This window comes from Mucilaginibacter sp. Mucisp86 (assembly GCF_047324315.1).
GTDB lineage: Bacteria > Bacteroidota > Bacteroidia > Sphingobacteriales > Sphingobacteriaceae > Mucilaginibacter.
Map to the genome: position 1 here is coordinate 2649509 of NZ_CP168503.1, position 18837 is coordinate 2668345.

An 18837-nucleotide genomic window follows, 5' to 3' on the forward strand; every position below is an offset into this window, starting at 1 on the left:
CCAAAAGCCACAAACATAAACATATAGAAGAGATGACATTAGATGCTAAAATTCCTCAAGGCCCATTAGCCGAAAAATGGAGCAAGCATAAATTTGATCTGAAGCTGGTTAACCCCGCCAACAAGCGTAAATACGATATCATTATTGTAGGTACCGGTTTGGCAGGCGCTTCGGCAGCTGCCACCTTAGGTGAGCTGGGTTACAACGTCAAGGCATTTTGTTTCCAGGACAGCCCACGCCGTGCGCACTCTATTGCTGCACAGGGTGGTATCAATGCTGCTAAAAACTACCAAAACGATGGCGACAGCGTTTTCCGTTTATTTTACGATACCATTAAAGGTGGTGACTACCGCGCACGCGAAGCCAACGTTCACCGTTTGGCCGAAGTTTCGGTAAACATCATTGACCAGTGCGTGGCACAGGGTGTACCTTTTGCCCGCGAATACGGCGGCTTGCTGGATAACCGTTCATTCGGTGGTTCGCAGGTATCGCGTACCTTCTACGCGAGGGGCCAAACAGGACAGCAGCTTTTATTAGGCGCTTACTCTGCCCTTAACCGCCAGATCCATGCCGGTAAAGTAAAAATGTATACCCGCCACGAAATGCTTGACGTGGTAACTATCGATGGCCATGCCAAAGGTATTGTTACCCGTAACATGCTTACCGGCGCGATTGATACCCATGCTGGTCACGCCGTATTATTGTGTACAGGCGGTTACAGCAACGTGTTCTACCTGTCAACAAACGCTATCGGATCTAACGTAACGGCAGCCTGGAGGGCACACAAACGCGGTGCTTTCTTCGGTAACCCTTGCTATACTCAAATTCACCCAACCTGTATCCCGGTAACCGGCGATCACCAGTCTAAGCTTACGCTGATGTCTGAGTCGCTGCGTAACGACGGTAGGGTATGGGCACCAAAAACGGTTGAAATTGCCGAGCAATTGCGCAAAGGCACTTTGAAAGCCGACCAGGTTAAAGAGGACGATCGCGATTATTTCCTTGAGCGTAAATACCCGGCTTTCGGTAACCTTGTTCCGCGCGACGTGGCTTCACGTAACGCTAAGGAAATGGTTGAAGAAGGCAGAGGTGTAGGCGGTTCGGGCTTCGCTGTATTCCTTGACTTTGCCGATGCTATCAAACGCCTGGGCGAAGAAACAGTTAAAGCCAAATACGGTAACCTGTTTGATATGTATATCCAGATTACCGACGAGAACCCGTATAAACAGCCAATGCGTATTTACCCTGCGGTACACTATACCATGGGAGGCCTTTGGGTTGATTATAACCTGAGCACTACCATCCCCGGTTTATATGCCTTGGGCGAGTGTAACTTCTCAGACCACGGCGCTAACCGCCTTGGTGCTTCAGCGTTGATGCAGGGTTTATCTGACGGTTACTTTGTAATCCCTTATACCCTTGGTGACTATCTTGCTAAAACCGGCCCTAAAAAGGTTGATACAAGCCACCCTGCTTTTGAGCAAACCAAACAGGATGTAATTGCACACGTAAATAAATTACTGGCCCTTAAAGGCAACAAAACCACTAACGAGTATCACCGCGAACTTGGCCACATTATGTGGGAGTACTGCGGTATGGCCCGTACAGAAGAAGGCCTGAAAAAAGCCAAAGGTTTGATCCAGGCTTTGAAAGCCGATTTCTGGAAAAATGCTATCGTAACCGGCGAAAACGAAGAAGTAAACGCTTCGTTAGAAAGAGCTGGTCGCGTGGCCGATTTCATTGAACTTGGCGAGCTGATGATCGACGATGCTTTAATGCGCAAAGAATCATGTGGTGGCCACTTCAGGGTTGAGTCACAAACTGCCGATGGTGAAGCACTGCGCGATGACGAAAACTTTGCATTTGTTGCTGCCTGGGAGTTTAAAGGTGAAAATCAGCCGGAGGAATTGCATAAGGAACAGCTGACATTTGAAGCAGTTCATTTATCACAACGTAATTACGCATAGTGAATGGTTAATTAGATGAGTGGTTGATTAAGTTAACAACCATTCACCTAATCAATCGCTCTCTCAATCAACAAAAAATAACGATAACTCAAATCTAAAACAAAGATGAGTAACGGAAATATGAACCTGACGCTTAAAGTATGGCGTCAAAAAAATGCTCAAACCCCGGGTAAATTTGTAAGCTACAAAGCTGAGAACATTTCGCCTGATATGTCGTTCCTTGAAATGCTCGACGTGGTAAATGAAAGCCTGACCCACAAAGGCGATGAGCCAATAAACTTTGACCACGACTGCCGCGAAGGTATTTGCGGTATGTGTTCATTATATATCAATGGTCACCCACACGGACCAAAACGCGGTATCACTACCTGCCAGCTGCACATGCGTACCTTCCACGATGGTGAAACCATCACTATCGAACCATGGCGCGCGCAAGCATTCCCAATTGTTAAAGACTTAGCGGTTGACCGCTCCGCTTTCGACAGGATCCAGCAGGCTGGTGGCTATGTTTCGGTGAATACCGGTGGTGTACCTGATGGCAACGCTATCCCAATTCCTAAGGTTATTGCCGATGAAGCTTTCAACTCGGCTACCTGTATTGGTTGCGGAGCCTGTGTTGCAGCTTGTAAAAATGCTTCGGCTATGCTGTTCGTATCTGCTAAGATCACTCAGCTTGGCTTATTGCCACAAGGTCAGCCAGAGCGTTACCGTCGTGTGCAATCAATGGTTGCCCAGATGGACGAAGAAGGTTTCGGTAACTGTACCAACACCGGTGCCTGCGAAGCTGAATGCCCTAAAGAAATTAAGCTTACCAACATTGCCCGCATGAACAATGATTATTTCAGCGCGAAACTGTTCAGGGAAGAAGAAGTACACGAACAAAATCACTAATTGAATTGTTTAGGATATAGCAAACGGCCCGGTTTTCACCGGGCCGTTTTTGTTTATAAACCATCTCAAACGGATAAGCTGGTTGATGTTTTTGTTTCTACCCATGACATAATTCACAAAAAAACTGTCATCCTGAGGTACGAAGGGATCTTCTTCAACAAGCATGGCCGCTATACACGGGCGAAGAAGATGCTTCGTACCTACCCATGACATAATAAATGAAGGATGTTCCCGTCAGCAGGTAAGCTTCGGATGAAATCGGGCAGAACGATGGTGGCCTTGAGCGCAGGAAAGGGCATAGCAAGTTTTTGCAGAAGCGTTGGGAATGCAGATGCGGAGCGGGGCAAAATAATTGCAGCCGTGGTTCTGTCCGATTTGCAGGGCAAAGGCCTGTGCGCAAAGAAGCCTATCTGCTGACTTGATTTTTTGGGTACTTTTGTATCAAGACAAAAGTACCTGGCCCGCGCGGCCAGGAGCGCAACGATGTAAGTCCATAGAACAAAGATCGTTACCTGCCTGTTGGGGATTGCTTCGTGCCTCCCAATGACGTGATGAAGATGTCATTTTACCTTCAGAATCCACCGGATTTAACACTCAGCATGACAAATGGCGAATGGCATTTTTCCCTTCAAACTCCCCGGACTTAAACACTGCATAACATGATTCGGGCAGCTTCAGGCTACATCAACCACCAGTTTACCAACCGATTTACCGTTCTCAATAATGTCATGTGCTTCGTTAGCTGTGGCCAATGTAAAACGTCTTTCATCAACCAACGGAACAAGCATACCTGCTTCTGCAAGTTTAGTTGCTTCCTCCATAATTTCGCCATGATGTTTGCGCCCTCTGCCACTGATCATCGGCATCAAAGTAAACACCCCTGAATACGTTGCACCACGAAATGACAAGGGAGCCAGCTTATGTTCGCCCCAACCCAAACAGCTTACCACATGCCCGGTGTAATAGCGGGCGGCAACAAATGAGGCATCTAACGTAGCACCACCCAAAGTATCATAAACAATATCAAATCCCTCACCATTGGTATATTTGTTCACATATTCTTCAACAGTTGTGGCGCGGTAATCAATAAAAGTGGCTCCTATACTTTCAATATATTGCTGTTGTGCAGCACTGCCGGTAGCATAAACATCGGCTCCAAATGCCCTGGCTATTTGAACTGCTAAATGACCAACGCCGCCTGCACCGCCATGAACCAGTACTTTTTGACCTTCATGCACATTTGCCCTATCCACAAGGCCTTCCCAGGCAGTAATGAAATTAAGGGGCATAGAGGCCGATTGGCGCATACTTAAATTTGAAGGCTTAACAGCAAGCAAATCCGCGTCAAAAGCGGCATATTGCGCGTAAGTACCTTGCAAGCCACCAATGCCGCCTGCAAGTCCATATACTTCGTCGCCTACCTTAAAACGGGTAACACCAGGACCAACAGCTTCAATGATACCGGCGAAATCCATCCCTAAAATAGCTGGTAACGGCTGTTGGGCATGCCCGCCTTTTCCGGTGCGGATCTTGTTATCCAATACGCTCACACCACTTGCTATAATGCGTACCAGTACCTGACCTTCTGCAGCGAGCGGACGTTCTATTTCGGTTATGGTAAAAGGGGCATTTGCTTCGGTGGCAATTAACGCCTGCATAGTCGGTTTATTTTGATTTTCCATTTTAGTAATTCTGAGTTGTTTTATTTATAGTGCAAAATTATACAACACATAAACCACCTGCCTTGTACAAACCCTCGTAATAATTGTACATTTACACTATGGTTAAAGATAATTTATACCAGCCGTTCGAGATCGTATTACGCGAGCCCCTTAATGCCTGCCCCCGCAGCGAACATTCGCACAGCTTCTTTGAGTTTATTTATATTGTAAGCGGCACCGGGAAGCAATGCATCAACAAAAGCAAATTCAACTATAAGCCCGGGCACTTATTTCTGCTTACGCCCGATGATTCCCATTATTTTGAGATAGCAACCTCAACGCAGTTCCTCTTCATCCGTTTTAATATGGCTTACATCAAGGATTACAAACTGCCCGGCGATGCAGCTAAACACCTCGAGTTTATCCTCAAAAATGCTGCCCAGGCCCCCGGCTGTGTATTAAAGCACCACGAAGACAGTGCCGTTGTAAAACCTATTATGCAAGCCATTATCAATGAGCAAAATAAAAACAGCCTTTACAGCAAAGAGCTTTTGCAACAATACATCAACACCATTATTGTAATGGTAGCCCGCAATATTGCCATGAGCATGCCCGATGAGGTTGATGAAAATACAGAGGAAAAAACACTTGATATTTTGCAATACGTCCAGGCCAATATCTACTTCCCCGAAAAGTTAAGAGCAGAGGTCATTGCAGATAAAATGGGGATTTCAGAAACCTACATAGGCCGCTATTTTAAAAAACACACCGGCGAAACCCTGCAGCAGTATATTATCAACTATAAACTTAAGCTCATCGAAAACCGATTGCTGCACAGCAATATGCGCATGGTTGAAATTGCCAATGAACTTGGCTTTAATGATGAAAGCCACCTCAACCGTATTTTTAAAAAGTACAGACGTATGAACCCTTCAGATTTCAGGAAAGCGGCGAATACAATTTAGAGTTAATACTTGCAGAACAGCGCCTTATCATTTGTACTTTCAAATCAATAAAACACAGTTTTTAATTATACAAATCAGTACAAATTGAAAATTTGATTAAAATATCTTCAAAAATTTCAAAATAATTTGCTTTTTTATCAAAAACACTTCATAAATTACAATTTCTAAAGATAACTGATTATCAATTTTTAAACTATTGTAATTTTTCATGGAAGAATCAGCTTATTTTGACAAATACAACCCAATAAATAACGTTTGGGATGAAATGTATGGCTTAGATGCTAATGTTCGGGAACATTACCGCAAAGTAATTGACTACATTTCGAAAGAATCGGCCGACGACCTGAATAAAAAGGAGGAGCTTGCCAAACGCCTGTTCATGAGCCAGGGCATTACCTTTACTGTTTATAACAGCGGCGAAGGCATTGAAAAGATCTTTCCTTTTGATATTATTCCACGCATTATCACTGCCGATGAGTGGGCTTTTGTTGAGCGGGGCATCAAACAGCGCCTTAATGCACTTAATCTTTTCCTGAAGGATATTTACCACAACCAGTTTATTGTAAAGGATGGCATAGTACCTATTGATATCATTTATTCGTGCCCACATTTTTTGCGCGAAATGTACCAGCTCCAGGTACCATATGATATTTATGTGCACATTTCGGGCATCGACCTCATCCGCGATGAAGATGGCACTTTTTACGTACTGGAAGATAACCTGCGCACCCCGTCTGGCGTAAGTTACATGCTCGAGAACAGGGAGATCACCAAACGGCTATTTCCTGATCTGCTGCCGCAATGCAGCGTGCGTAGTGTTACCGAGTATCCATCTATATTATATAAAAACCTTTTGGCGCTTTCGCCAAGGCAAATTCATAACCCAACTATTGTTTTACTTACGCCGGGCATTTATAATTCGGCTTATTTTGAACATACCACGCTGGCCCGCTTAATGGGGGTAGAGCTGGTTGAAGGGCGCGACCTGGTGGTGAACAATCATAAAGTTTACATGAAAACCACTACCGGCCTGCAGCAGGTGGATGTGATCTATCGCCGGGTGGACGATGAGTTTTTAGATCCGCTGGTATTTAATCCGGCAAGCATGCTGGGCGTGGCAGGTTTGATGGGCGCATACCGCAAAGGCAATGTAGCCATTGTAAACGCTACAGGCACCGGTGTTGCCGATGATAAGGCAGTATACGCCTATGTGCCTGACATGATTCGCTACTACCTGAACGAAGAGCCAATACTCAAAAACGTACCAACTCATCAGCTGGGCAATCCGGACGAGCGTGAAATGGTGTTTAAAAACCTCAATAAAATGGTGGTTAAAAAAACCAACGGCAGCGGTGGCTACGGTATGTTGATGGGGCACGCGGCAAGCGAACAGGAAATAGATGAATATAAAAAGGAAATACTGAAAGATCCGCGTAACTTCATTGCACAGCCAACTATCAGTCTTTCGGCGGCACCGTGCTATATGCAGGGTGAGTTAAAGCCGCGCAGGGTTGACTTAAGGCCTTACGCACTTTATGGCCCCGATGGCATTGAAATTGTACCGGGCGGTCTAACGCGAGTGGCCTTAAAAGAAGGATCATTGGTGGTGAACAGTTCGCAGGGTGGCGGTAGTAAGGATACGTGGGTGTTAAGCCCCCCGGCCCCCTAAAGGGGGAGGAAAAGAAGCAGAATAAAGAAGTTAGGACAAAATATAAATAACAAAACACCAGAGGATTTCGTCTCTGGATAATCATTCCCCCTTTTGGGGGTTAGGGGGCATTATGTTAAGCAGGGTTGCAGCAAGTTTTTATTGGTTAAGCCGTTACATTGAACGCAGCGACGGCATGCTGCGGATGTTAAAAATTAATTATGCCTCATCGCAGGATACAGTGCAGGAATTTACCTGGGAGCCGGTAATGCGGATTTTTGCCGGGCTCAACGCAGGTGAGGCCGAAAAGCTGGACAATGACAGCCGGTCGGTTTTAAAGTATATGGTTACCGGGAAAAGCAATCCAAACTCTATACTCAACATCATTACCCTGGCGCGTGAAAACGCGCGTGGCGTACAGGAACACATCACCAAGGATCTTTGGCAATGCCTGAATGAATATTACCATACTGTAAAAGACCCACGACTGGAACGTGCGCTGCACCGTGAAGACCCGATAGGGGTACTGGACGTGCTGATAAAACAGGTAATGCTTTATTACGGTACTGTGGAGATCACCATGGAGCGCGGCGAAGGCCGTGCATTTATGAATATTGGCAAGTATCTTGAAAGGGCTATCCAGTCGGTTGATATTTTGGATACTAAGTTTAGTTCGATAAGTGACAACCCCGACCTGCTTACTGATACTACGTACTGGAAACACCTTTTGCTTTCATTGGGCGGATATGAGCTGTATTTAAAAACCTATCGCGAAGGCTTTGAGGCCGAAAACGTACTGGAACAGGTTGTGCTTAATAACGATTTTCCACGGTCGGTTATCTATTCGGTAAATAATATCCAACGCTATTTCGACAGGTTGAAGAACGACAGCAATGCCGACGACTACCGGGAAATGTCGTTCCAGATAGGCAGGTTGCAAAGCCGTATCAAATACAGTTCGGTAAAAAGCATTAAGCAGGAGGGGTTACACCTGTTCCTCACCCAAATCAGGAGTGAGCTGTACGGGATTGGTAATTCACTTAATCAGCACTATTTTGCTAATTCATAAACTTAATTTGAAAACCGCTTAATTTGAAAATTTGCCGATTTGAAAATTTGAAGATGTTCGGCCTAATTCATTTTCAAATCTTCAAATCGCCACATTATCAAATTATTCAATTAACCAATTAAATAGATTTTGTTTTGAAGTTTTGAAAACCTCTTTTCTCATTTTCAAATTTTCAAATCCTCAAATTAAAAAATTAAAACAATGCCTGAATTTAAGATCCAACATATTACAAAATATACCTATGAGGGCCCTGTGCGCGACAGCGCCAACCAAATCATCTTGTTCCCGATAAAAGACGACTACCAGGAAGTAATTAAGCAGGAACTCAACATAACCGGAAACCCGGTAGTTGATACGCACACCGACTATTACGGCAATGAAGTTGGCAGTTTCACGTACAGTAATCAGCACAATATGCTGGTCATCAACTCAAAACTGGTTGTTACTACCCGCCAGCGCCCCTTGCCGGTAAATGATATTTTTCCGGAGCAGCAATGGGAAGATCTTAAGCGCCTTCAGTACATGGTGCCATATATTGATTTTTTAAAACAGGAATATTTTGAGGGGCTGCCCGAACTGCAGGAAGTAGTTGAACAGGAGCGACGTAAAGACGAAACGCCTTTCCAGGTGGCGCTTCGTTTTTGCGGCTGGGTATACAAAAACTTTGAGTACATCAAAGGGGTTACTACGGTTGAAACAACACTTGATGAAGTATGGAAGCTCAGGGCCGGTGTTTGCCAGGATTTTGCCCATATTTTGATGGTCATGCTTCGTCAGCTTAAAATACCATCGCGCTATGTAAGCGGTTACATTTGCACCCACAGCAGTGCTATGCGCGGCGAAGGTGCTACCCATGCCTGGGCCGAAGTATATGTACCCGATTACGGATGGCTCGGTATCGACCCTACCAACAACTGCGTTGCCAACGAAACCCATGTACGCCTGGCAGTAGGCCGCAATTTTTCCGACTGCTCGCCGGTTAAGGGCGTTTATAAAGGCGCTTATGGCCACAAACTGGAAGTATCCGTAGTAGTTGATGACGCCGATGCCATCGTTTTTGAGGACAAAGCCCACGAAACACCTGCTATACATGCGGTAACCGAATTTTCAAAAAACAGTTATCAGCGTTATATGGAGATTATTCAGCAGCAGCAACAACAGCAGCAGTAGGGAAGTTGGCAGTGGCAGTTTTCAGTTGGCAGAAAAAAAGAATAGAGAAGATATGTCATTGCGAGCGTAGCGCGGCAATCTCGTAGCCAATGCATAGACCAATAACCTTTTTGTGATTACAAGAGCAAACGGGCAGGAAAAGTTGTTGGTGACAACACCAACAACGGCATTAGTTTAAAACAGGGCGTATAAGATTTCTCCTCACTCTCCCTCACTTCCCCACCCGGTTCGTCGAAATGACAACGCTGGGCTGCAAATCAAGGTTCCACGCTTTGATAAAAAGCAACCAGGTTTGGCGCTATTACATGCACATCGTGCTGCTCTTCAATCAGGCGACGGGCGTTGAGGCCAATGTTCCGGCAAAATTCCTCGTCGGTAATGCAACGCTCAATAGCATCATAAAACTCTTGCCGGTTATTGGCAATAAGAATATTGGCTCCATTGGTAAAGTTGATCCCCTCGGCACCCAGTGAGGTGGAGATGATACACTTTTCCATAGCCATGCCCTCAACTATCTTAACCCGCATACCTCCACTCGAAAGCAAAGGCACTACCATGATAGCCTTACTGTTTACAAACTCCGAAGCATCATCAACCTCGCCCTGGATAAAGATCTTTCCCATGGCTTCATAATCATCAAAACTATCGGGGATATTATGCCCGGCGACATAAAATTTTACGCGGAGATCGCCCTCTGTAAGGTCTTTATAAAAGTTTTCAATAAACCACTCAATACCCTCCCGGTTGGGCATCCAATCTAACGAACCTAAAAAAAACAGGCTCGGAAACTCCGTTTTATTGTAGTCGGGTTTATAATCGGGCAGGGAGATCCCCACCGGAAAAATATCAACCGGAATGGTAACGCCGTATGATAACAGTGTTTTTTTATCCTCGTTGGTAAACACGGCAATACCATCAAATTTATTGAGCTGCTGCAGTTCATAATCCTTAACCCTGCGGGCCAGCAAATGCAGGTACCATTTCTTAAACAGATCGCTTTTTTGTTGCGCTAACCTCATCCATACCTGGTGTTCAATATTGTGCGACCGGTAAATTAACCGGGCCTGGGTATGCTTGCGCATGGCGGCCAGGTATGGTGTTACAAACAAGCCTTCAAACTGAATAACATCATATGTAGTTTGGCGCAGTTCGCGTAGCAGAAGTTTTTCAAATTCGGCATCATAATAACGGTCAACATCGTTCGCCTTTTTGTTGAACAAGTTAGTGATAGCGTCCAGCACGGATACGTTGATGTTGATATCGTAGGATGTGTACTGAATTTTCTGCAACAATTCATCTTCTGTTGTTTGTACACTGCCATTATATCTTTTACCATTCAAAGCCACCAGTGCAACCTCGTGCCCAAGCGCAATTAAACCTTTAATGGTATTGCAAACCACAATGGCGTAACCGCCATTTTGCGGAAATGGTACACGATGTGTTAAAATTAGGATCTTCAAACGGTGGAATGGGTTTTTAACAAAAATACCATCCTGAACGTGGTATTCAAAACTTCATTAAAAAATACTTAACTGCGGATCGGTAACCCTGAAGGTACGGCGATGATAGGGCGTAAAACCTATCTTCATTACTGTTTCGCGATGCTTGGTAGTAGGATAACCCTTGTTGGTATGCCAGTCATATTCCGGGTGTTCGGCAGCTATTTGCATCATATAATCGTCGCGGTAAGTTTTAGCCAATATGGATGCCGCCGCAATGCTGAAATATTTTCCATCACCCTTAATAATACACTCGTGTGGGATGTTCCTGTATTTTTTGAAGCGATTACCGTCGATGATTAAAAACTGGGGCTCAAGATGTAGTTTTTCAATAGCCCTGTGCATTGCCAGGAATGATGCATTGAGGATATTGATCTCATCTATTTCCAGGTTATCAACAGATGCAACGGCATAGGCAATGGCTTTCTCTTCAATTTCGGCACGAAGCTGATACCTTATTTCCTCGGTAACCTGCTTTGAATCATTCAGCAGGTGATGGTCAAAATCGGGAGATAAAATAACTGCGGCTGCAAAAACCGGCCCGGCAAGGCAACCTCGCCCGGCTTCATCGCATCCTGCCTCTAAAAATTCGTACTGGTACCTGGCTGATAGCATCCGGCAAATATAATAAGTGTTGTAAACGTGTTAGTGAAGTAATTAGTATGATTAGTTTTTCAACAACGAAGATTACGCAGCTTTTACGCTAAAAAATCTTTAGCGTAAGCAAGGTGATATCATCGATCGGCTTGCTTTTATGCACATTACTCAGGTAATCCATCAAAGCCTGATTAAAATTATCGGGCGATAGCTCGCCATGCGCCAGCACAAAATCAAGCAATTTATCCTCATTCCATACCTTTGAACTTGGCGACTCAAAATCCATAAGCCCATCGGTATAGTTAAAGATCAGGCTGCCGGGTTCAACGTCAACTTCGCCCTCGTTTAAAAAAGGCAGGTCTTCAAAAACACCGATCATCGTAGTGCCCAATTTAAGCGGAATAGCCCCGCCTTCCGAATAAAGGATGGTTGGATTGTGGCCCGCATTGATATAATTAAGCCGTCGCTTTTTTTGATTGTAGCGCGCAAGAAAAAGGGTAATAAACCGCTCGCCCTTGGTATTGCTGAGCACAATTTTATTTAATCTGTCAACAATGTTGGTCAAATCACCATCAACCGCTGCCCAGGCATGCAAACTGGCCTGAAAGTTGGCCATCAGCAATGCTGCCGAAATTCCCTTGCCCGATACATCGGCAATGCACCATAAAAACTCATGATCATTTAGGCGGATGAAATCAAAATAATCGCCGCCGATGTTTTGGTGCGGAAGATATTTAGCACCGATCTCCACACTATCATCTTTATGCTCCCGCATGGGGATCAGCATATTTTGCACTTCTACAGCAAGCTCCATCTCGCGCTGAAAACGTTCGGACTGCAGCCGCTCGCGGAAAAGTTTCTTGTTTTCAAGCGCCACAATAATCACATTCATCAGCGTTTGGATGAAGTTGAGATCATTGTTAAGCATCTCGCCCGAGGTATTAAAATCGCCGATGAGGGCGTAAGCGAGGGCTTTACTTTTATGATATACCGGGATAAAGTAATTGTATTTTTTGAGGACTGGGTCGCGGTGCCCGGCGATGGCTGTAGGGGCTTTAACCTTACTCAGTTTTTTACAGGCACGGGCTAACACCACGGACGATTCGATATCGCCGCCATATTTGGCTATACAGGCAAATTTATTATCCTTCTCAATCAAAAAACGCAGTTTGCCTACCTGCAAATAGTTTTGCAGAATAACTTCCAGCATTTGAATGAGGATAGGAGTAGCGGTGTTTTTGTTTATCGCCCGCGTAATTTCCAATAAAGAATTTAATTCCGACTGCCGTTTGAGCAAAAGCCTGATCAATTCGTCTTCGCCGGAACCGTCGTCTATATTCAGCATATTGATATAAGTCCGCTGACTAAAATAGAAGAAATAATTTTTAAATACGAGTACTTTGTGATTTTATATCGAAGGCATCGCGCAAGCCAACAGTAACCAGGTTAAAAGCATAAACCAGCAGCATGATGGCCACACCCGGAATGATAGCCAAAAAAGCTGAATCCATAACAATATACCCATAATGCTCCTTGATCATGCCGCCCCATGTTGGCATAGGCGGCTGTGCGCCAAAGCCTAAAAAACTAAGCCCGGCCTCTAAAAGTATAGCCGATGCAAAATTTGATGATGCCAATACCAGCACAGGCCCGGTGATATTGGGCAAAATATGTTTGGCAATAATGCGCTTATTACTAAAGCCTAAAGCCCTTGCCGCTTCAATGTACTCTACCTGTTTAAGTCCCATTACCTGCCCGCGCACCAGGCGCGCAACCTCCACCCACATGGATAGGCCAACAGCTATAAATATTTGCCATAACCCCTTACCCAATGCAAACGATATGGCAATCACCAGCAGCAGCGCAGGCAGCGCCCATAAGATATTCATCAGCCAGCTTAAGGATGCATCTACCCAGCCTCCGAAGTATCCGGCTACAGCCCCAACGGTTACCCCAAGCAGCATACTGATAATAACCGACATCAGGCCCACGGCAAGTGAAATTCGGGTGCCCAGCAGCAGGCGGCTCAACATATCCCGCCCATAGCCATCGGTACCCAGCCAAAAAGTTTTAAAGCTGATATTTTCTTTCCTGATCCTGGCGTCGAAACTGTGATAAAGAGCTGCTGAAGCAGTCGCTACAGTTGTTTGGCCGTTATCGTTAAAAATAACCTTGCTATGTTTATAAACAGGCTTTTGCCCCGTTACCACTTCAAAAATATTGAATGCTTTTTTTTCGGGTTTATCTTCATCGCCAATGTAACCGTTAACATAAATGGAATCTTTAACAAAATGATAACCGGTTATAGGGATCTCTTTATAAAATGACTGCTGGCCGTACAACATCCTGGCAAATACATTTACAGTATCAACGGGCTCTGCTTTCCGGAGTTTTAATATCATGTAGGTTGATCCCGGCTTTTTTATACTGAGCTGGATGATCATATTATTGGCCAATGGTGTGTCATCGGGCATAATAAGATAGCCCATGATGGCAACAAATAACGTAAGCAGGATAAACGCCAGCCCGGATACGGCTATTTTATTACGCTTAAAAACACGCCAGGTGCGTTTTGCTGGTGTAATTTCGGCCAATGTGTTAACAGTTCATGTGTGTTGGCTAAATATCGTTTAAATAGACGCAATTAGCAATAATGATGGGTTTCTTTACAAACGCATTATGAAGCCGAAAGCTTAAGGCTCAAAGCAGAAAGCTATTTTAGGGGCTAAAAGCAAAATGCTTAAAGCTATTTTAGGAGCTTAAGGCTCAAAGCACATAACCTTTTACAAGTCTGGAGCAGATTTCCTATACCTACGTTTGGTAGCTTTATGCTTTCAGCCTTCGGCTTTTAGCTTAATTTTAGCTTACTTAACTATCCTGCCTTTCCAGGCGTATTTTTTATTTTTTCCTAAAAAGCCGATAACAACGAAATAAAGAATGTTAAGCGGCAGAACAAAGCTTACATACAATAACAGTTCGCGCCGTTTTAAGAAGTTCATGATCGGTGTCATGTACAACAAGTCTATCGCATATTTAATGCCGATGGTAAGCAAAAACAGCTTCAGGAAATAGATATCAAAAATCCCTAACACCGCTGTAAACAGCAACATAAAATTGCACAGCCAGACACTAAGCGCAAAAGCAACCATTTTTTTGTTTTTGTACTTGGTTGATTTTGATGCCCAACGACGCCTCTGTTGCATAAACTCCTTTAAGTTTGGTTTTGCGTGAGTATATACAATCGCTTCGCGCCGTTTTAAAAAGCCAATCCGGCCGGGATAGCGCTCTGCTACTTTATGCAATAGAAGTTCGTCATCGCCCGAGGCCAGGTCGTCTATGCCGGCAAAACCGCCTACTTCGTAAAATACATCTTTACGATAGGCAAAATTTGCCCCGTTGCATGTTGCAGCAAACCCATGTCCTAAAAAAGAGCCTCCCATGCAAATAAGCGACGAAAAATCGAGTGTTTGCATCCGCTCAAATACCGATTGCTCCTGGAAATATGTTACCGGCGAAGAGATCATCACCAGGTTATTCTGCTCATAGAAACCAACAATAGTACGCAGCCATTGATTGCCCATACGGCAATCTGCATCTGTGGCTACCATTAAATCGCCTGTTGAAAGCTTGATGGCCTCTGCAATTGCCTTCTTTTTATAGGAGTTAAGCGTTTCGCCAAGTTTGAGCTGAAGCAATTTAACTCCTTGTGGCGCATAGCTGCTGATAATGGCAGCAGTATTATCTGTTGAGTGATCATCAACAATAATAACCTCCGTCAGGTGTTTGGGATAATCCTGAGCTAAAATATCTTCGATAGTTAAATGAATTTTTTCTTCTTCATTACGGGCCGCTATAAGCACAGTAACTTTGGTATGTACCGAATTAGCAACAACTGGCCCCATCGTGACCTTTGCCCAGCCTATGCGCAGATAGATCAGCAATACCACATAAAGCCCAATAGAAAATAACGAAATAATACTAATCAGCGCGGTCAAAGAATTTGAGTTTTAAAACGAACAACGATCCTAAAATAGCAGGAATAAATAAATTAATGAGCCATATTGATGATACACCGGCTATTACGGCAATATTTTGATCTGTTACATAAACAAACAGGTGCGAAGCTGTAAAACCACGCACCCCGATATCAAACAAATCAAGCGATGGTATGGCAGATGATACCAGGAAAAACAACGTTAGCATCATCATCATTGGTGCAATATTCATATTGGGCACCAGCATCTGAAAAACCAGGAAATACTGGAATGAAAACGTGAGGTAACGCGCAATACTGAAACCCATGATCTTGATAAGCTCATGCGTACGATAACGCCCCATCACCTCAAAAAAACGATGGTATTTTTTGATAAACGGAACCTTATCGAGCAAAGTAACTGCCCAATTGATGTTAAAATAAAATATTAGTTGTATAGCTACTATTATTGCACAAACCGCAGTTACGCCCCAGGCCAGCGCCAAATTGGTATGAATATAATTAGCAACAAACCATATCATGGCTATTACCCCCAAAACATTAGTTACCGAGCCCTGGCTAAACGAGCCTACCCCCATGGCAAAAATGCCCGGAACACGTTTGCGCGGCGGCAAAAACATTACACGGCCGCCATATTCGCCCAGCCGGTTAGGGGTGGTTACTGCCCAGGTAAGCCCGCAAAAAACAGCCTCAACTGCCTCCCACAAACTAATATTAATAAGGGTTTTGGTCACGTACCGCCACTTAAGTGCTTCCAGGAACCAATTCAAAAACATCAATAAAACAACCAGCCCCATCACAATAACAACATGGATAGTACTTATTTGCGATGCGAAATGCTCAAACTGCTTTAGGTCGTTATTCTTTTTATTGAACTGCCGGTAAATAAACCACCCTGCAACAATTAATATACCGGCCTTAAGTAGATACGAAACAACCTTTTTTGCAGAACGTGTCAAGTAGATAAATTTTATGCAATGTTACAAAAAAATGGGGCATGCTAAAGCTTGCCCCATACAACACTGCACAGTTAGTTTTGTTTACTTCAATCGTGCTTTTAAAAAAAACAGCGTATTTGCATAAGCATCTTTAGTGGCATCGCTGTTATAAATAGGATTGCTTGGATTTGCAAAACCATGGTCGGCATCATATTGATGCAGGTAAACCTTTTTTCCGGCGGCTTTCATGTCGGCATCGAATTTGGCTACCACTTTTGGATTAATCCACTGGTCTTTGTTGGCAAAGTTTCCCAGTACGTCGGAGTTTAGCGTTTTTAGCTTGTTAACATCCTGCTCGGGCATACCATAATACATTACACAAGCCACGGCTTTTTTGCCGGCAAGCAAACTGGTTTGCAGGCTCCAGCCACCGCCAAAGCACCAGCCAATTGTGGCGATATGGGCATTAGCACCGGCGTAAGCTATGGCGCCATTTACAATAGCACGCGCCCTGTCGTCATTTACACCCTGCATAAATTTGCCTGCATCTTCGCGCGTGGTTGCTACCTTACCATCATACAGGTCAAGATCAATGATATTTACATTGCCCAGGTCATTATACAGCTTTTCCGATTCTTTTTTTACATAATCATTGAGGCCCCACCATTCGTGTATCACCAATAAATAATTGTTGGTTGGCTTTTTTGCTTTCATAAAAAACGCCGATGCCTGTTTCCCATCGGGTGTTTTGTAGGTAATGGCCTCACCGATGCTGCTTTGAAAATGCATTGGCAGCGGATTTTTGTGCGACATTTTAAATTGGGGGTTTGACGCCAGCATGGCAAATTGCTGCGTTGCTGAAGGGTTGCTGCAGCAAACTACTTTGCGCTGTGCAAAAGTCATAGTAGCTAAACCGATAAATAGCGTTACCAGGAGCAGTTTTTTCATGGGTTAAAATTTTACGTTAATAAAAGCTGATGTGTAATTTAAAACAATACGTTGGCAATGTGGTTTTAGTTGTTAGGCTTATGTAATTAACCTGCATAAATTTATGATAATGTAATATATAATTACCTAAAATTTAATGCAACGTGTTTATGATCCATACAACCTTATGGATTAAAAACACGTATATAATAATTACCAATATATAATATAATATGCCTGCCCCACCAATTCCTGATAACGAAATGGAAAGGCTTTTAAGCCTGTCAGAATTTGATTTGGATTACGCCGAACATAAAGATAGTTTCAAAGACCTCGCCAAACTGGCGGCCAAGGTTACCGGAACTGAAATATCGCTGGTTAATCTTATCGATTCTTATACGCAATGGAGCATCAGTGGCTACGGGCTGCAGATTGAACAAATGCCCCGTGAAGATTCGGTTTGCCAGTATACCATTATAAACGGCGAATATTTTGAAGTAGGGGACCTGCAAAACGACGAGCGTTTCAAGGATAAATTTTATGTAACCGACGAGCCGAAGCTGAGGTATTATTATGGCATTCCGCTTAAAACAAGCGACGACCATAACATCGGCGCTTTATGTGTGCTGGATAAAAACGTTAAGGAACTTACGCCCGAAAAGGTTGAGCTTTTAAAGATCATTGCCGATGAAATAGTAAGTCGCTTAAAAGACTTGAAGGTAATCGGCAAGCTTAAAAGTAAGCTTTCTGAGGCCAACGAAACTCAAAAGAAGGTAGCCCACGATATCCGCGGACCATTAAGTGGCATTATTGGCCTCGCCCAGCTTATTAGCGAACAAGGCGAAGCAAACCAGATTGAAGAGGTGCTTGAATTTATCAACCTGATCCATAAAAGTGGTCGATCAATACTGGAGCTCGCAGATGAGATTCTGAGTGCCGATAAAAAAGATTACAAACCGGTATCTAATGGTGCGGAATTTAATTTACTGGTTTTTAAAGACAAAATAGAACGCCTGTTCATCCCGCAGGCCCGTAATAAAAATATCCTGCTTACCGTAAAAACATCATCCCAGTCGGAACGGATCCCGTTTGCCCGAAATAAGCTATTACAAATAACCGGCAACCTGATTTCAAATGCCATAAAATTTACACCCAGGGGTGGTCACGTTGAAGTTGACCTGAGCCTGGAAGTAAATGACCATATCAGCACATTGCAAATCCAGGTAAAAGATAATGGAGTTGGCATTGATGAAAACGGCATAAACAAGATACTGAATGGTAGTTCCACATCATCAAGCGGCACAACAGGTGAAGCCGGTTTTGGCTTTGGACTGGCTTTAGTAAAACATCTTGTTGAAACCCTTAAAGGGACAATAAATATCTATTCAAAACCGGCAGAAGGAAGCGTGTTTGAGGTAAGGCTACCGCAAAAAGTGCAATAATGAAAGTCTATCTGACAAGGAAATTTTAGGAAATAGAAGTTTGCGTAAGGCAATATATCCTTAAATAAA

The 18837-nt window shown here is 43.9% G+C and carries 16 protein-coding genes; 7 read left to right on the top strand and 9 right to left on the bottom strand.

Going from position 1 to position 18837, the window contains the following annotated elements; translation table 11 throughout:
• Positions 1 to 32: 32 nt before the first annotated feature.
• Positions 33 to 1967, top strand: coding sequence for a fumarate reductase/succinate dehydrogenase flavoprotein subunit (locus ACEN9X_RS11215; protein WP_413670452.1), 1935 nt, complete (start codon positions 33 to 35; stop codon positions 1965 to 1967).
• 105 nt (positions 1968 to 2072) lie between these two features.
• The gene (locus ACEN9X_RS11220) at positions 2073 to 2858 is read left to right on the top strand and encodes a succinate dehydrogenase/fumarate reductase iron-sulfur subunit (RefSeq protein WP_413670453.1); all 786 of its coding nucleotides are present in this window, start codon (positions 2073 to 2075) and stop codon (positions 2856 to 2858) included.
• Positions 2859 to 2867: 9 nt separating this feature from the next.
• Here the strand turns inward: ACEN9X_RS11220 and ACEN9X_RS11225 are convergent, their stop codons facing one another.
• Both ACEN9X_RS11225 and ACEN9X_RS11230 read right to left on the bottom strand, forming a co-directional pair.
• Positions 2868 to 3071: a hypothetical protein gene (locus ACEN9X_RS11225; protein WP_413670454.1), complete on the bottom strand. Its 204-nt coding sequence runs from the start codon at positions 3069 to 3071 to the stop codon at positions 2868 to 2870.
• Positions 3072 to 3532: 461 nt separating this feature from the next.
• Positions 3533 to 4540: a zinc-dependent alcohol dehydrogenase family protein gene (locus ACEN9X_RS11230; RefSeq protein ID WP_413670455.1), complete on the bottom strand. Its 1008-nt coding sequence runs from the start codon at positions 4538 to 4540 to the stop codon at positions 3533 to 3535.
• Positions 4541 to 4638: 98 nt separating this feature from the next.
• Here ACEN9X_RS11230 and ACEN9X_RS11235 point away from each other — a divergent pair, with 98 nt between their 5' ends.
• The 4 genes from ACEN9X_RS11235 to ACEN9X_RS11250 all read left to right on the top strand — a co-directional run bounded on the left by ACEN9X_RS11235 (position 4639) and on the right by ACEN9X_RS11250 (position 9371).
• Complete coding sequence (locus ACEN9X_RS11235; RefSeq protein ID WP_413670456.1) at positions 4639 to 5484, top strand: AraC family transcriptional regulator; 846 nt, start codon at positions 4639 to 4641, stop codon at positions 5482 to 5484.
• A gap of 208 nt (positions 5485 to 5692) precedes the next feature.
• Positions 5693 to 7153 (top strand): circularly permuted type 2 ATP-grasp protein, encoded by a 1461-nt coding sequence (locus tag ACEN9X_RS11240; RefSeq protein ID WP_413670457.1) that lies wholly within the window; start codon positions 5693 to 5695, stop codon positions 7151 to 7153.
• A 112-nt stretch (positions 7154 to 7265) separates the two neighbouring features.
• The gene (locus ACEN9X_RS11245) at positions 7266 to 8201 is read left to right on the top strand and encodes an alpha-E domain-containing protein (protein ID WP_413670458.1); all 936 of its coding nucleotides are present in this window, start codon (positions 7266 to 7268) and stop codon (positions 8199 to 8201) included.
• Positions 8202 to 8402: 201 nt separating this feature from the next.
• A complete protein-coding gene (locus ACEN9X_RS11250; protein WP_413670459.1) occupies positions 8403 to 9371 on the top strand; it encodes a transglutaminase family protein in 969 nt (322 codons plus the stop codon).
• 257 nt (positions 9372 to 9628) lie between these two features.
• Here ACEN9X_RS11250 and ACEN9X_RS11255 read toward each other — a convergent pair whose 3' ends face one another.
• From ACEN9X_RS11255 to ACEN9X_RS11285, 7 genes are all read right to left on the bottom strand, one after another.
• Positions 9629 to 10831 carry a glycosyltransferase family 4 protein gene (locus ACEN9X_RS11255; protein ID WP_413670460.1) on the bottom strand — a complete coding sequence of 401 codons (1203 nt, stop codon included), beginning with the start codon at positions 10829 to 10831 and terminating at the stop codon, positions 9629 to 9631.
• Positions 10832 to 10888: 57 nt separating this feature from the next.
• Entirely contained in the window at positions 10889 to 11485 is a 597-nt protein-coding gene (locus ACEN9X_RS11260) for a ribonuclease HII (RefSeq protein ID WP_413670461.1), read from the bottom strand.
• Positions 11486 to 11573: 88 nt separating this feature from the next.
• Positions 11574 to 12812 (bottom strand): PP2C family protein-serine/threonine phosphatase, encoded by a 1239-nt coding sequence (locus ACEN9X_RS11265; protein ID WP_413670462.1) that lies wholly within the window; start codon positions 12810 to 12812, stop codon positions 11574 to 11576.
• Positions 12813 to 12852: 40 nt separating this feature from the next.
• Complete coding sequence (locus tag ACEN9X_RS11270; protein ID WP_413670463.1) at positions 12853 to 14061, bottom strand: ABC transporter permease; 1209 nt, start codon at positions 14059 to 14061, stop codon at positions 12853 to 12855.
• A gap of 270 nt (positions 14062 to 14331) precedes the next feature.
• Positions 14332 to 15462 (bottom strand): glycosyltransferase, encoded by a 1131-nt coding sequence (locus tag ACEN9X_RS11275; protein WP_413670464.1) that lies wholly within the window; start codon positions 15460 to 15462, stop codon positions 14332 to 14334.
• Positions 15446 to 16420 (bottom strand): hypothetical protein, encoded by a 975-nt coding sequence (locus tag ACEN9X_RS11280; protein ID WP_413670465.1) that lies wholly within the window; start codon positions 16418 to 16420, stop codon positions 15446 to 15448. The genes ACEN9X_RS11275 and ACEN9X_RS11280 overlap by 17 nt, the downstream gene beginning before the upstream one ends.
• 81 nt (positions 16421 to 16501) lie before the next feature.
• Positions 16502 to 17347: a dienelactone hydrolase family protein gene (locus ACEN9X_RS11285; protein ID WP_413670466.1), complete on the bottom strand. Its 846-nt coding sequence runs from the start codon at positions 17345 to 17347 to the stop codon at positions 16502 to 16504.
• A gap of 212 nt (positions 17348 to 17559) precedes the next feature.
• Here ACEN9X_RS11285 and ACEN9X_RS11290 point away from each other — a divergent pair, with 212 nt between their 5' ends.
• Entirely contained in the window at positions 17560 to 18768 is a 1209-nt protein-coding gene (locus ACEN9X_RS11290; RefSeq protein ID WP_413670467.1) for a GAF domain-containing sensor histidine kinase, read from the top strand.
• The last annotated feature ends 69 nt before the right edge of the window (positions 18769 to 18837 follow it).

Excerpts from the sequence above, each read along its gene's own strand:
- ACEN9X_RS11235 (WP_413670456.1), top strand. The coding sequence starts at position 4,639 with ATGGTTAAAGATAATTTATACCAGCCGTTCGAGATCGTATTACGCGAG.
- ACEN9X_RS11220 (WP_413670453.1), top strand. The coding sequence starts at position 2,073 with ATGAGTAACGGAAATATGAACCTGACGCTTAAAGTATGGCGTCAAAAA.
- ACEN9X_RS11285 (WP_413670466.1), bottom strand. The coding sequence starts at position 17,347 with ATGAAAAAACTGCTCCTGGTAACGCTATTTATCGGTTTAGCTACTATG.
- ACEN9X_RS11245 (WP_413670458.1), top strand. The coding sequence starts at position 7,266 with ATGTTAAGCAGGGTTGCAGCAAGTTTTTATTGGTTAAGCCGTTACATT.
- ACEN9X_RS11260 (WP_413670461.1), bottom strand. The coding sequence starts at position 11,485 with ATGCTATCAGCCAGGTACCAGTACGAATTTTTAGAGGCAGGATGCGAT.
- ACEN9X_RS11225 (WP_413670454.1), bottom strand. The coding sequence starts at position 3,071 with ATGTCATGGGTAGGTACGAAGCATCTTCTTCGCCCGTGTATAGCGGCC.
- ACEN9X_RS11290 (WP_413670467.1), top strand. The coding sequence starts at position 17,560 with ATGCCTGCCCCACCAATTCCTGATAACGAAATGGAAAGGCTTTTAAGC.
- ACEN9X_RS11230 (WP_413670455.1), bottom strand. The coding sequence starts at position 4,540 with ATGGAAAATCAAAATAAACCGACTATGCAGGCGTTAATTGCCACCGAA.
- ACEN9X_RS11240 (WP_413670457.1), top strand. The coding sequence starts at position 5,693 with ATGGAAGAATCAGCTTATTTTGACAAATACAACCCAATAAATAACGTT.
- ACEN9X_RS11250 (WP_413670459.1), top strand. The coding sequence starts at position 8,403 with ATGCCTGAATTTAAGATCCAACATATTACAAAATATACCTATGAGGGC.
- ACEN9X_RS11215 (WP_413670452.1), top strand. The coding sequence starts at position 33 with ATGACATTAGATGCTAAAATTCCTCAAGGCCCATTAGCCGAAAAATGG.
- ACEN9X_RS11265 (WP_413670462.1), bottom strand. The coding sequence starts at position 12,812 with ATGCTGAATATAGACGACGGTTCCGGCGAAGACGAATTGATCAGGCTT.